At 63.2% G+C, this 13762-nt stretch carries 14 protein-coding genes; 5 read left to right on the top strand and 9 right to left on the bottom strand.

The genetic code is table 11. The features are described from left to right. Positions 1-195 precede the first annotated feature (195 nt). From AC07R1_RS30270 to AC07R1_RS30250, 5 genes are all read right to left on the bottom strand, one after another. The gene (locus AC07R1_RS30270; RefSeq protein ID WP_011060144.1) at positions 196-1008 is read right to left on the bottom strand and encodes an OmpA family protein; all 813 of its coding nucleotides are present in this window, start codon (positions 1006-1008) and stop codon (positions 196-198) included. Beyond that, the gene (locus AC07R1_RS30265) at positions 1005-1361 is read right to left on the bottom strand and encodes a DUF4398 domain-containing protein (RefSeq protein WP_011060143.1); all 357 of its coding nucleotides are present in this window, start codon (positions 1359-1361) and stop codon (positions 1005-1007) included. The genes AC07R1_RS30270 and AC07R1_RS30265 overlap by 4 nt, the downstream gene beginning before the upstream one ends. 9 nt (positions 1362-1370) lie before the next feature. Next, entirely contained in the window at positions 1371-2195 is an 825-nt protein-coding gene (locus tag AC07R1_RS30260; protein ID WP_011060142.1) for a substrate-binding periplasmic protein, read from the bottom strand. An 81-nt stretch (positions 2196-2276) separates the two neighbouring features. After that, positions 2277-3206 carry an electron transfer flavoprotein subunit alpha/FixB family protein gene (locus tag AC07R1_RS30255; protein WP_248766342.1) on the bottom strand — a complete coding sequence of 310 codons (930 nt, stop codon included), beginning with the start codon at positions 3204-3206 and terminating at the stop codon, positions 2277-2279. Between the two features lie 2 nt (positions 3207-3208). Then, positions 3209-3958 carry an electron transfer flavoprotein subunit beta/FixA family protein gene (locus AC07R1_RS30250; RefSeq protein ID WP_015634720.1) on the bottom strand — a complete coding sequence of 250 codons (750 nt, stop codon included), beginning with the start codon at positions 3956-3958 and terminating at the stop codon, positions 3209-3211. 548 nt (positions 3959-4506) lie between these two features. Between AC07R1_RS30250 and AC07R1_RS30245 the strand changes: the two genes are divergently transcribed. Beyond that, complete coding sequence (locus AC07R1_RS30245) at positions 4507-6171, top strand: electron transfer flavoprotein-ubiquinone oxidoreductase (RefSeq protein WP_011060139.1); 1665 nt, start codon at positions 4507-4509, stop codon at positions 6169-6171. 136 nt (positions 6172-6307) lie between these two features. Here the strand turns inward: AC07R1_RS30245 and AC07R1_RS30240 are convergent, their stop codons facing one another. Then, positions 6308-7198, bottom strand: coding sequence for an AraC family transcriptional regulator (locus tag AC07R1_RS30240; protein WP_495111239.1), 891 nt, complete (start codon positions 7196-7198; stop codon positions 6308-6310). Positions 7199-7378: 180 nt separating this feature from the next. Here AC07R1_RS30240 and AC07R1_RS30235 point away from each other — a divergent pair, with 180 nt between their 5' ends. Further along, on the top strand, positions 7379-8431 hold the full coding sequence (locus AC07R1_RS30235; RefSeq protein WP_495111238.1) for an NAD(P)-dependent alcohol dehydrogenase: 1053 nt from the start codon (positions 7379-7381) through the stop codon (positions 8429-8431). Between the two features lie 92 nt (positions 8432-8523). Here the strand turns inward: AC07R1_RS30235 and AC07R1_RS30230 are convergent, their stop codons facing one another. Then, positions 8524-9003 carry a GNAT family N-acetyltransferase gene (locus AC07R1_RS30230; RefSeq protein ID WP_011060136.1) on the bottom strand — a complete coding sequence of 160 codons (480 nt, stop codon included), beginning with the start codon at positions 9001-9003 and terminating at the stop codon, positions 8524-8526. Between the two features lie 213 nt (positions 9004-9216). On the opposite strand from AC07R1_RS30230, the gene AC07R1_RS30225 reads away from it, so the two are divergent. From AC07R1_RS30225 to AC07R1_RS30215, 3 genes are all read left to right on the top strand, one after another. Continuing rightward, the gene (locus tag AC07R1_RS30225) at positions 9217-10434 is read left to right on the top strand and encodes an MFS transporter (protein ID WP_011060135.1); all 1218 of its coding nucleotides are present in this window, start codon (positions 9217-9219) and stop codon (positions 10432-10434) included. An 84-nt stretch (positions 10435-10518) separates the two neighbouring features. After that, positions 10519-10845: a hypothetical protein gene (locus AC07R1_RS30220; RefSeq protein WP_495111237.1), complete on the top strand. Its 327-nt coding sequence runs from the start codon at positions 10519-10521 to the stop codon at positions 10843-10845. A 53-nt stretch (positions 10846-10898) separates the two neighbouring features. Next, entirely contained in the window at positions 10899-11279 is a 381-nt protein-coding gene (locus AC07R1_RS30215; RefSeq protein ID WP_019094643.1) for a Rho termination factor N-terminal domain-containing protein, read from the top strand. A gap of 26 nt (positions 11280-11305) precedes the next feature. On the opposite strand, the gene AC07R1_RS30210 is transcribed toward AC07R1_RS30215, so the two are convergent. Continuing rightward, complete coding sequence (locus AC07R1_RS30210; RefSeq protein WP_015634716.1) at positions 11306-12226, bottom strand: PfkB family carbohydrate kinase; 921 nt, start codon at positions 12224-12226, stop codon at positions 11306-11308. Beyond that, positions 12219-13685 (bottom strand): purine-cytosine permease family protein, encoded by a 1467-nt coding sequence (locus tag AC07R1_RS30205; RefSeq protein WP_041116809.1) that lies wholly within the window; start codon positions 13683-13685, stop codon positions 12219-12221. The genes AC07R1_RS30210 and AC07R1_RS30205 overlap by 8 nt, the downstream gene beginning before the upstream one ends. Positions 13686-13762: the final 77 nt, after the last annotated feature.

Here is a 13762-nt window from a genome sequence, read left to right as displayed (position 1 = left end):
TCGATTTCACGGCGTTTTATTCTTGTGTGAAACAATACCGGCACAGTTTAGAAGTGTACTGGGACAGTTTCTACAATAGTCGAGGACACGGGGCAGTGAAAAGCATAACTGTAGGGTTTTTGTGAACCTCTTGGCAGGCATAAAAAAACCCGACGCGGGCAAGGCGTCGGGTTTTTCCGTGGCACTGGCGCAGCTTCAGCGAGAAGCGCCCAACTGGCCTTTTTCGTCGGAGAACACGATCTCTACCCGACGGTTCTGCGCCCTTCCCCGCTCGGAAGCATTGGCCTCCACCGGATAGTCGTCGCCATAGCCTTCGACCTGGATGCGTTTTTCATCGATACCCAGGTCCACCAGCACATCCGCCACGGCTTGGGCGCGGTCCTTGGACAGCTGCAGATTGCTCTGGCGCTCGCCGGTGTTGTCGGTGTAACCCTCGATGCGCACCACGCGCTTGGGGTTCAACTGGAGGAACTGCACCACCTTGAGCACAGTGCGGTTCGCCGAGTTCTTCAGTTCCGCTTCGCCGGTATCGAACAGCACATCCCCCAGAGTCATCACCAGACCGCGATCGGTCTGGGTGGTGGCCAGGCTGATGATCTGTTCTTCCAGCCATTTGCCCTGCTGCTGCACGCTGAGCAACTTGGCTTCGCGCAGGGCCAGTTGCAGGCGCTGGCGCTCCAGCTCGAGCTTGGCCGCACGCTCGTTGTTGAGTGCCTGTTCGGTATGCTCACGGGCGATTTCGCTGTAGCGCCGACTCAGGTAGGCGTAATGCTCCACATCGCCACCGCTGCCCCAATAGGTGGAGAGGCGATCGGCACGTGCCAGGGACTCCCCGGCACGGATCACGTCCTTGGGCGCGATACGCAGCACGTTGGAGTCTTCCTTGACCTTCTGGAAGTCGTTACTGGCCTGCTGCAGGGCTTCTTCGCTGTGCTGGCCAGCGCAGCCATAGAGTCCGGCGCATGCCAGGAGCACTGCACTGCCGATGATCCGGGTAGACAGATTCATTGGGCATCTCCCAGTTGCTTGCGCAGGCGAGTGATGCGGGTATTGAGTGCATTCACCTGTTCCTGGCTCTTGCGGGTCAGGACCTTGGCTTCGGCCAGGCGCGCATCCAGTTCGGCCTGTTCGGCGCGCATCCGCGCTTTCTTGTAGGACTCATCCTGCATGTTGCCCTGTGCCCGGGAGAACTTGTCTTCGGCCAGTTTCAACTCGGGCATGTCCTCGGCAGAAGCCCCCACGGCCTTGGCCTGCTCCAGCGTCTGCGCGGTGAGGCGCATCTGCTCGATGGGCGCCGGATCGGTTGCACAACCCGCCAGGGCGAGAACAGCCATGGCGGCGAAAAGAGGTCGAATAGTCACACAAGATTCCTACTGTTTTGGGCTGCTGACGGGTTGCTGCAACTGGGCCTTCCAGCGCTCCAGATTGCGCTGCAGCAAGGTCTCCGTCAGACCGGACGCGGGCAATTCTGTCATCTTTTTGGCCAACTGTCCGCGCAACCATGGGTCATTGCAGGCGGAGTTATGGGACAGCGCAAGGAACAGCCCCGGTTTGTCGATGGGCTGGGGAAACGCTGCCAGATCCGCCGTCATGCCCAGGGTCTGGGCCATGGCCATGCCTGCGTAGCGAGGCGCCAGCACATAGTCCACCTCCCCCAGGAGCAAGGTCTGGAAGACCTGGGTCAGATTCGGCAGGCGCTTGAGTTGCAGATGCTCCTTGGCCATGGCGACAAAGGGCTGAGTCAGTCGGGCCTTTTCCGACACGGCGCCCGGATGGCCTGCCAGGTCTCCCGGCTGGGTGTAGCTGAGGGTCGAATCCTTGCGGGTCCAGACCAGATAGTCGTTCTGCACCAGCGCCGGGTGGATGTAGTCCAGCGATTCCAGCTCATTGAGGGTCAGCGGTGCATCGGCGAGCAGGTCCATGCGCCCGGTGCGTACCTCGTCCAGCGCCTCGGAGCGCTTGCCGGCATACAGCACCTCGACCTTCAGCCCCAGTTCCCCGGCCACCTGCTGCAGCAGGTCGGCGCTGGCACCCATCAGGTGCTTGGGGTCCTGAGGGTCACGCCACAGGTAAGGCGGTGCATCGGGGCTGCCAGTGACCACCAGACGCTCGCACTTGCCCGCCGCCATCGACAACGATGGCAACAACGTCAGGCCCAACAGCACTGGCCAGCCACTCATGCGGCGCAGATCCATGGCGAAACCCTCCCCCGGCAAAAAACACACATAAAAAAACCCGGCCAAAAGGCCGGGCTCTTTATAAGTGAAGACGCCGGATTAGACCAGCTTCTCCAACTCAGGTACGGCTTCGAACAAGTCCGCTACCAGGCCGTAGTCGGCTACCTGGAAGATTGGCGCTTCTTCGTCCTTGTTGATCGCGACGATCACTTTGGAGTCCTTCATGCCCGCCAGGTGCTGGATAGCGCCAGAGATACCGACGGCGATGTACAGCTGTGGCGCAACGATCTTGCCGGTCTGGCCGACCTGCATGTCGTTGGGCACAAAACCTGCGTCCACCGCAGCGCGGGACGCGCCGACAGCAGCGCCCAGCTTGTCGGCCAGGGCATACAGGTGCTTGAAGTTGTCGCCGTTCTGCATGCCGCGGCCGCCGGAAACGACGATCTTGGCTGCGGTCAGTTCAGGGCGATCGGACTTGGCCAGTTCTTCGCCAACGAAGCTCGACTTGCCGGCATCGTGAGAGGCGCCGACGGTTTCGACTGCAGCCGAACCACCTTCAGCGGCAACGGCGTCGAAACCGGTGGCACGTACGGTGATGACTTTTACGGCAGCCGAGGACTGCACGGTAGCGATGGCGTTACCGGCATAGATCGGACGCTTGAAGGTATCAGCGCTTTCTACCGAGATGATTTCGGAGATCTGGTCGACGTCCAGCTGAGCGGCAACCCGCGGCAGGATGTTTTTGCCGTTGGAAGTAGCGGCAGCCAGGATGTGGCTGTAGCCAGCGCCCAGTTCGGCCACCAGCGGCGCAACGTTTTCCGGCAGTTGGTGAGCGTAGGCGGCGTTGTCGGCCACCAGCACTTTGGCCACGCCAGCGATCTTGGCCGCGGCTTCAGCCACGGCGCCAACGCCCTGGCCGGCTACCAATACATGCACGTCACCACCGATTTTGGCGGCGGCGGCAACGGTGTTCAGGGTGGCCGGAGCCAGCGCCTTGTTATCGTGTTCGGCGATTACCAAGATAGTCATGATCAGATTACCTTCGCTTCGTTTTTCAGTTTCTCGACCAGTTCAGCCACCGACTTGACCTTGATGCCCGCGCTGCGCGCAGCCGGCGCTTCGACTTTCAGGGTCTTGTTGGTGGAGGCGGTGGAAACGCCCAAAGCATCAGGAGTCAGCGTTTCAAGCGGCTTCTTCTTGGCTTTCATGATGTTTGGCAGAGACGCGTAGCGCGGCTCGTTCAAACGCAGGTCGGTGGTGACGATGGCTGGCAGGTTCAGCGCAACGGTCTGCAGGCCGCCGTCGATTTCACGGGTGACGTTGACCTTGTCGCCGGACACTTCGACCTTGGAGGCGAAGGTGCCTTGAGCGTAGCCGCTCAGGGCTGCCAGCATCTGGCCGGTCTGGTTGTTGTCGCTATCGATGGCCTGTTTGCCGAGGATCACCAGCTGTGGCTGTTCCTTGTCGACCACGGCCTTGAGCAGCTTGGCCACGGCCAGGGAGTTCAACTCTTCAGCGGACTCGACGAGGATCGCGCGATCGGCACCCAGTGCCAGGGCGGTACGCAGTTGCTCTTGAGCAGTAGCAGGACCGATGGAGACGACGACGATTTCAGTCGCTACACCTTTCTCTTTCAGGCGTACGGCTTCTTCCACTGCGATTTCGCAGAAAGGGTTCATCGACATCTTGACGTTGGCGAGGTCGACGCCGGAGTTGTCCGCTTTGACGCGAACCTTGACGTTATAGTCGACCACTCGTTTGACAGCTACAAGAACCTTCATGGATTCCTCGTTACTCTCCGGTGAAAAGAAAGTCGCCTAGGCGAGAACCTGGCGGTTGATGCTCATCGGCACAAGGGCACCTCCAAAAACGCTGGCGCACAAAAAGGTTGACCTTGCTCACGGGGTGATGACCGTTCGTCAGTGGTGACCGACGAGTCATTCATTATCGCGGCGTGTAGACTGCGCACTTTCAAGTTGCGCGCGCGTCACCTTTACTGCCTTTGCCCTGTCTTTAGAGGTGCTCTTGAAACCAACAGTCAGCCTACGGCGAGCGCAAAACCGACCGTATCTTGACCGGAACGCCTTTTCCGGTCAATACGGCAAAATAGCCGTTTATAAGCCGCGCTTCTTTGATTTATCTGGGCTGCGGCAAATTCAAACAAACGTTTGTATTGGACGCTGAGAGTGGTGTAGATATAATGCGCCGCCCAGAGAGAAAGGTCGGCCGTCCTCCCCTTCTCCCCCCATGCGCGATGGGAGAAAGCGGGGATGCAACGCCAAACCTCCAATTAGAAAAAACCGTTGAGCCTTGAGTAGGAGATAGCCTAGTGGAACGCGAATACATGGAATTCGACGTGGTCATCGTCGGTGCCGGCCCCGCAGGCTTGTCCGCCGCTTGCCGCCTTAAGCAGAAGGCCGCTGAAGCCGGGAAGGAAATCAGCGTCTGCGTGGTTGAAAAAGGCTCCGAAGTCGGTGCTCACATCCTTTCCGGTGCCGTGTTCGAACCACGGGCCCTGAATGAATTGTTCCCGGACTGGAAGGAACTGGGCGCCCCGCTCAACACCCCGGTCACCCGCGACGACATCTATGTCCTGCGCAGCGGCGAAACCTCCACCAAGGTTCCAGACTTCTTTGTGCCTAAGACCATGCACAACGAAGGCAACTACATCATTTCCCTGGGCAATCTGTGCCGCTGGCTGGCCCAGCAGGCCGAGAACCTGGGCGTGGAAATCTACCCGGGCTTTGCCGCCCAGGAAGCCCTGATCGACGAAAACGGCGTAGTCCGCGGGATTCTTACCGGCGACATGGGTGTCGACCGTGAAGGCCAGCCGAAAGAGGGCATGTACACCCCCGGCATGGAACTGCGCGGCAAATACACCCTGTTCGCCGAAGGCTGCCGTGGCCATATCGGCAAGCAACTGATCAAGCAGTTCAACCTGGACAGCGACGCCGACGCCCAGCACTACGGCATCGGCCTCAAGGAAATCTGGGAAATCGACCCGGCCAAGCACCAGCCTGGCCTGGTGGTGCACACCGCCGGCTGGCCGCTGGATATCATGAGCAACGAGAACACTGGCGGCTCCTTCCTCTATCACCTGGAAAACAACCAGGTAGTAGTGGGCCTGATCGTCGACCTGTCCTACGCCAACACTTACCTGTCGCCGTTCGACGAGTTCCAGCGCCTCAAGCATCACCCGGTGCTCAAGCAGTACCTGGAAGGCGGCAAGCGCGTCAGCTACGGCGCCCGCGCCATCTGCAAGGGCGGCCTGAACTCGCTGCCGAAGATGGTGTTCAAGGGTGGTGCGCTGATCGGCTGCGACCTGGGCACCCTGAACTTCGCCAAGATCAAGGGCAGCCACACCGCCATGAAGTCCGGCATGCTGGCCGCCGATGCGGTAGCCGACTCGCTGTTCGCCGGCTCCGAAGGCGCCGACGAACTCAAGAGCTACGTCGATTCGTTCAAGGCCAGCTGGCTGTATGAAGAGCTGTTCGCCAGCCGTAACTTCGGCCCGGCCATGCACAAGTTCGGCCCGATCATCGGCGCGGGCTTCAACTGGATGGACCAGAATATCTTCGGCGGCAAACTGCCGTTCACCCTGCACGACACCAAGCCGGACTACGCCTGCCTGAAGCTGGCCAAGGACTGCGTGAAGATCGACTATCCGAAACCCGACGGCAAACTCAGCTTCGACAAGTTGAGCTCGGTGTTCATCTCCGGCACCAACCATGAAGAAGAACAGCCTTGCCACCTGAAGCTGACCGACCCGAGCATCCCGCTGAGCCGCAACCTGCCGCTGTACGACGAACCTGCCCAGCGTTACTGCCCGGCCGGCGTGTATGAGGTGATCACCCAGGAAGATGGCGAGAAGCGCTTCCAGATCAACGCGCAGAACTGCGTGCACTGCAAGACTTGCGACATCAAGGACCCGGCCCAGAACATTACCTGGGTCACTCCGGAAGGCGCCGGCGGCCCGACTTACCCGAACATGTAAGCCGGTGCGATAAAAGAAGGCCCCCTTTATGGGGGCCTTTTTCATGCCCGAGATTCAGCGACACCGCCACCTGTAGGAGCCGGCTTGCCGGCGAAGAGCCGCCCAAGCCTTGCTCCGGCCCAAGGGCGCGGTGTTTTCAGGCGGCGCGTTCTTCGCCCGGGTTGCGTTCGAAGTAGCGCTTGTACTCGCGGCTGAACTGCGAAGTGCTTTGATACCCCACCCGATGAGCCACCTGGGCCACGCCCAGCCCCTCTCCCAGCAGCAACTGCTGGGCCTTGAGCAGGCGCAGGCGCTTGAGGTACTGCACCGGCGACAGCAGGGTGCTGCGCTTGAAATGCTCGTGGAAGGTCGAGGTGCTCATGTTGGCGCAGCGGGCCAGGGTCTCGACGTTCAACGGCTCGGTGTAGTGCTCGTGCAGGTGATTGAGCGAAGCCGCAACCCGGGCGAACTGCCCCTGCTGCTCCACCAGCGCCCGCAGCGCATCGGCCTGGGGCCCGCGCAAAGCGGCAAAGAGCAACTCGCGCACCCGTGAAGGGCCCATGACCTTGCACTCCAGAGGATCGTGCAGGCAGCGCAACAGGCGTTCCACGCAACCACGCATGGCGTCGTCGAGCACAGCCGAGGTCATCGACTCCAGGGTCTGCGCCGAAGCCGCCCGGCCTTCGGTGACGCCCATGGCCAGCACCAGCTCGCTCAACACCGCCCGGTCGATGGCGATGGAAACCCCCAGCAGCGGCGCATCGGGCAAGGCGAAGGTTTCGCACTCGAAGGGCACCGACAGGGCCTGGATCAGGTAATGCCCGGCACCGTACTCCAGGGTCCGCGTGCCCAGGTAGGCCAGCTTGCTGCCCTGGACAATGATCATCAGGCTCGGCTCATAGATCTGCGGGCCCCGCGCCACGTCGCAACTGGCCCGCAGCACCTGGACCCCGGGCAAGGCGGTGGCAACGAAACCGTCACGGCTGGCAAGGGGCTGGATCAGCGAGACCAGGGTGGCGTTGGCGTCCAGATGGCGGGTCAGCAGCATGGGGAAAACTTCACGGAAAAAGGGACGAAAACATCATCGCAGGTCTGTACGCCAATGCCGCGTGAAAACCGCCAATGCCGGAGGAATAGGCATGACATGCCGAGGAATCGCCATGGTTGGCCCAGGGCCCGACGCCGAGAATGCCACGCCTCAATCGTCAATGCTTTTGCGAGGTCCACCATGTACACCGCCATCGGTTATGCCGCCCAATCGGCCACCACTCCCCTCGCCCCCATGAGCTTCCAGCGCCGCAGTCCGCGTGCGGACGACGTCGCCATCGAGATCCTCTACTGCGGCGTCTGCCACTCCGATATCCACCAGGCCCGCAACGAATGGGGCATCGCCGTGTACCCGCTGATGCCGGGCCACGAGATCGTCGGCAAGGTCACAGCCGTCGGCGCCAACGTCAGCAAGCACAAGGTCGGCGACCTGGTGGGCGTCGGTTGCATGGTGGATTCCTGCCGCCACTGCGAGGCCTGCGCCGCCGACCTGGAGCAATACTGCCTGCAAGGCCCGACCATGACCTACGCCACCCCGGACCGGGTCGATGGCAGCAACACCATGGGCGGCTACTCCGACAGCATCGTGGTCAGCGAGCACTTTGTGGTGCGCATTCCGGAGAAACTCGACTTGGCCAGCGCCGCGCCAATCCTCTGCGCCGGCATCACCACCTACTCGCCACTCAAGCATTACGGGGTCAAGCCCGGTGACAAGGTGGGGATTCTCGGCATGGGCGGCCTGGGCCACATGGGCATCAAGTTCGCCAAGGCCCTGGGCGCCGAAGTGACCCTGTTCACCCGCTCCGCGAGCAAGGCCGAAGAAGCCCGCCGCCAGGGTGCCGACCATGTGATCGTATCCACCGACGTGGCGCAGATGCAGTCGGTGGCCGGGCACTTCGACTTTCTCCTGGACACCATCCCGGTGCCCCACGACCTCAACCCCTACCTCGACACCCTGCGCTTCGATGGCGTGCATATCCTGGTGGGCCTGATCGAACCGGTGGACACGGCGCTGCATGCCGGCAAGCTGGTGATGAGCCGCCGGGTGCTGGCCGGTTCGCTGATCGGCGGCATTGCCGAGACCCAGGAAGTGCTGGACTTCTGCGCCGAGCACGGCATCACCTGCGATATCGAAATGCTCGACATCCGCCAGATCAATCAAGCCTACGAGCGCATGATCAAGGGTGATGTGAAGTACCGCTTCGTGATCGACATGGCGACCTTGAAAGGCTGATTCTCGACACCGTCAAAGCATGGCTTGTCGCCGGGGGCGCCGATGGCGTGCGCCTTCGCCGGCACGCCGGCTCCTCCACGAGCCAGCGGAGGTCAGCCGCGAGCAAAGGCGCGCAGCACTTCGCCATCCATGCGGTACTTGACCCATTCCTCCTGAGGCTGGGCGCCCAGGGACTTGTAGAACTGGATCGCCGGCTCGTTCCACTCCAGCACGCTCCATTCGAAGCGCCCGCAATCATTGTCACAGGCGATCTGCGCCAGATGCCGCAGCAGTTGCTTGCCCGCCCCGCCGCCCCGTTGTTCCGGAGTGATGTAAAGGTCCTCCAGGTACAGGCAGTTGCTGCCCAGCCAAGTGGAATAACTGAAGAAGAACACCGCAAAGCCGATCGGCACGCCTTCGCGCAGGCAGATCAGGCCATGGGCCGTGGCCCCCTCGCTGAACAGGCTGCGTTCGATATCGGCGACGCTGGCGATCACTTCATGGCGGGCCCGCTCGTAATCGGCAAGTTCGGTGATGAACGCAAGAATCTGCGGGGCATCGCTGGGCAGTGCAGGACGGATTTCTACGGTCATCGACGGCTCTCTTGTTGGAATCAGGCGGCCATATTAGAACGGCAGCAGAAATACATGCACGACCATTTATGCCAAGCCCCCCCCGGCCCCGTTCCTTGCGCACGGCACTTACTCCGCTGCCGAGTAACCCTGAGGCCTGCAGGAACACAACAAACACCGGGAGGCGCCATGTTAGAAAGCCCGACATGACTTCAAGCATAAAGAGGCACTTTCATGTCGGCGTGCACCCCGCAGCAGTCCCGGGTCTCGGCCCCGTTATTCGGCCTGTTCTGCCTGGGCAGCTACCTGCTGTCGCTGTCCTACGGCTCGACCTTTCTCCTGTCGCTGCTGATCGGCAGCCGTGGCGGCAATGAACACGATGCCGGCACGGTGATTTCCACAGCCATGCTCAGCACCTTTGTTGCGGTGATCGGCTCCGGGCACCTCTCGGACCGCCTCGGCGCCGCGCGCTCGGTGGCAGTGTTCGGCTGCCTGCTGGCGGTGGCCAGCCTGGGCTTTGCCCTGACCCCGGGGGTCGGCCCCGGCCTGCTGTTCTTCGGCCTGACCCTGGGCCTGGGCTGGGGGGTGTTCTATACCCTGGGACCGATCATCGTGGCGATGCTGGTGGAGCCCGCGCAACGGGCCCGCTATTTCGCACTGCTGTCGGGCAGCATGATGACCGGTATCGGCTCCGGCCCCTTGCTGGGGCGCCTGGCCAGTGCCCTGGGCTACCCACTGACCAGCGCCTTTCTGATCGCCGCCGGCGCCAGCCTGCTGGGTGTGCTGATCTTCTGGCGGCTGGGCGGCCGGCTGCGCCAGCAGGCCAACCACCTGGGCACCTCGGCGGCTGGCATCACCTGGGCTGGCACCGCGCAGGTGCTGTCCTCCCGCGCCGTCTGGCCGATTCTCATGGTGGGCCTGGGAGGTTGCGTATTCGGCGGCCTGTCGAGCTTCCAGACCAGCTACGGCCCCTCCCGCGGCGTCGACTACTCGCTGTTCTTCCTCGGCTTCATGAGCGCCGCCATCGCCAGCCGCCTGCTGATCGCCGGGATCGTGGTCAAGCGCGATCCCTATCGTGCCGCCTGCCTCCTCTCGGGGCTGATGCTGGTGTCGATCCTGCTCTTTTTATTTGCTGTCGACAGCAGCGCCAGCTACCTGCTGGCTGCCGTGACCCTGGGGGTGGGCTATGGCCTGACCTACTCGGTGATCAACGGCCTGGCGGCCAACGAAGCGCCAGCCGGCTGCACCTCCCAGGCGCTGCTGCTGTTCAGCCTGTCGTACTTCATCGGGGTCTTCGGTTTTCCCTGGCTGGCCGGGCGGATCATCGTCGAAGCCGGCATCCAGGCGCTGCTGTTCACGGTGCTCGGCGTAGCGTTGCTGAACTGGCTGATCAGCCTTGGCCGCCTGGGCTGGCGGCGCCTGGGCCACTGGCGTATGGCAGCCGGTGCATAACACCGTTCGTCGATCATCAGGCACCAACCGGCCCCGGCAGCGGACCAATATCAGGTAACGACTCTAACGAATGGAGGCGACACCATGATCAAGGTCCAACTCTGCACCCTGGCCCTGGCCGGGCTGCTGTCCACTGCTGCCCTGGCCGGCGCCACCGGCCCGACCAACCCGGTTGAAGGCCCGAAATCCCCGGCCACCCAGGGCACGCCGAAGATCAACATCAACCCACCGGCCATGGACGAAGGCTCATTGCCACCGGCGACCGGGACCGACCCGCGCATTCAGGGCAACGACAACGGCCGCCAGGGCGGTGTCGGCACCATGGACTCCAGCACACCCGACAGTGGCAAGACCGGTACCGGCTCGAAAACCACCACCGGCGGCTCAGGTTCTGAAGGCAGCAGCCAGTAACCGCCGGTTCAATCCAGCAGGCCCTGTGCGCCAGGGCCTTGAGGAGAGATGTCATGACTCGAGGAAGCAAAGCCAAATACACCCTGGCCCAGCGCCGCAAGGCCGCGGCCATCGAAGCCAGCTACGAAGAACGCGGGCTCTCGCCGGAGCAGGCCGAAGCACGGGCCTGGGCCACGGTGAACAAGCAGTCCGGCGGCGGTGAACGGGCGGGTGGCTCCGGTCGGGACAAAAGCCCGGCAGACAAGGCCCGGGCCCGCAGCGAGTCGGCCCGGCGCGCGGTGGCCACACGCCACGGGCATGCCCGCAACAGCGCGGCGTCCCTGGGCACCCAGAGCAAGGACAGCCTGATGCGCGAAGCTCGGGCGAAGAAGATTCCGGGACGCTCGCGCATGCGCAAGCAGGAGCTGATCGAAGCCTTGAGCAAGGCCGGCTGACCGGCGGCCAACTGCTCGCCGCTGACTCAGCCGCGCGCCAGCAAGGCATCCACTTCGGCACTGCCCGGAGCGGTGGCCGGGCCACGCCGGGTGACGGCAATCGCCGCCGCGGCGTTCGCCCGACGAGCCGCCATCAGCGGCTCAAGGCCCGCTGCGAGCCCGGCGACCAAGACCCCGGCGTGGGCATCACCGGCACCGTTGCTGTCCACCGCCTCCACCTTGAACCCCGGCACCTGCACCGCCTGCCCCTGGCGGCTGACCCAACAGCCGCGGGGGCCATCACGCAGCACCAGCAACGCCGCAGGTGACAACCAGCTTTCGAGCTGCGCCAGCGCCTGGGCAATCTGCGAAGTACCGGTCAATTGCAATGCCTCGGCGCGGTTGCTGCTCCAGATGTCGATCCGTGGCAACAGCGCCGCCATCAAGGGTGAATCTGCCGAACCGGCCAACGGCCCCGGGTCGAACATCAATGGGATCGAACGAGGCAGCGCCAGCAACCAGTCCAGCAGGGCCCGTGCCTTGCACTCCTGCAACAGGCTGTAGCCGCTGACATAGAGGTAATCCCCCGCCTCCACCCGGACCCGGGCCAGATCCTCGGCCGACAATTCGCCCTCGGCGCCGATATGGGAAATGAAGGTGCGTTCAGCAGAGGCTTCGGTCAGGGCCACGCACAGACCGGTATCAGCCCCCCTGCCGGGCTCCAGGCTCATCTGTATGCCTTCGCCCTGCATCGCCGCCCGCGCCAGGTCGCCAAAGCGCCCCTGCCCGTGGCGCCCGAGGTAGACCACCGGCAACCCGTTGCGCGCCGCGGCGGCCATCACGTTGAAGCCGCCACCGGCCTCGAAGCCCGCAGATTGCGCGAGCACATCGCCTCCGGAGGCCGGCAGGCGCTCTACCGCCATCACCAGGTCGACTATCACCTGGCCGGTGTGCAGCAACCTAGGCATTGGCGTTCTCGACAAAGGCCGCGCGCCGGTCCCGGGCACCGCCCAGTAGAGCGTAACCGCCGCCGGCCACCAGGAAGGTGACGATCCAGCCCAGGCCGTTATGCCCCAGCCAGGAATCTGCCAGGGGCCCGGTGAACCAGACGTCTTCGGCAGTGGTGCCGATGGTGGTGAAACAGAAGCCCAGCACAATCGCCAGCACCCAGGCGCCAAAGGCTCGCCATTCGATGCCGCCCCGGTACCAGTAGGCGCTGCTCGGGCCGACGTTGAGCAGATCATCGGCGCTGTAGTGATGACGATGGATCAGGTCCACCACGAAGATCCCTACCCAGGCGGTGATCGGCACCGCCAGCAGGGAGATGAAGCTGATGAAAGGGCCATAGAAGCTGTCGGCAATCAGCATGAAATAGATCGAGCCGAGGAAGATCGCCACGATATCCACCAGCACCGCATAGACCCGCTTGACCTTGAGGCCCAGGGTCAGCGCGGTGAGGCCGGCGGAATACACAGAGAGGTTGTTGGACAGCAGCAGGCCGCCAAAGGCCGCGACCAGGTAGGGCACCGCCATCCAGGTCGGCAGCATGTCGCGGATCGCGATGATCGGGTCCACTGCCGAGGCCAGGTGGTCGTTGCCCACCGACAGCAATCCGCCCAGGGTAATCAGCAACACCAGCGGAATGCCGGCGCCAAACGCCGCCGAGGCCACCAGGCGCCCGGCCGTTACCGAACGGTGCTGATAACGCGACATATCGGCCCCGGAACTGGCCCAGCCAATCCCGGTCCCGGCGGCCATGGTGCCGACGCCGATGATCATCGCACTCATGGGGGCCGGCGCGGCATTGAAGACCGCCGCCCAGTCGATGGTGGCGCAGAGGAAACCGCCCACCAGCACGTTCAGGGCACCAAAGCCGTAGGTGGCCCACTTCTGGATGACCAGCAAGGTGGCGTGGCCCAGGCCGGAGACGCTCAGGGTCATCAGCACGAAGATGCCGATGAACAGCAGGGTCAGCAGCGGCGCATCCTTGGCCGAGGCCGGGGTCTGGAACAGGATCGAGCTCAGGGACAGCAGGACGAAGGCCGCCGTGGTGGTATTGACCGTCTCCCAGCCAACCCGTGAAAGCATCGACACCAGGGTCGGGCCGATATTGCCCCGCACCCCGAAGATTGCCCGGGACAGGGTCAGGCTCGGCGCCCGCCCGCGCCGGCCGGCTACCGAGATCAGGCCGACCACGGCGAACGACCCCACCGACCCCAGGATGGCCACCAGCAGCACCTGCCAGATCGACAAACCGCGAAACGCCACCAGAGTCGCCCCCAGGGGCAGGCCGAGAATACTGATGTTGGCCGCGAACCAGACCCAGAACAGCTGCAGCGGGTGCCCGTCGCACTCTGCCTCGGGAACCGGCTCGATACCGCGGGTTTCCAATTGCCCGGCGCCTGATCCGGCCGTGGATGAACTCATGATAAAACTCCTGTTGCCGTTGTTAGGGGTATTGGGCAATTTCGGAAGTCACAGAACATCCCGGCATTCCTGGCCGT

It is taken from the genome of Pseudomonas sp. GW821-FHT07F01, assembly GCF_059418825.1.
The sequence above is the reverse complement of the archived record's forward strand: the minus strand, read 5'-3'. Positions and strand labels throughout refer to the sequence as shown.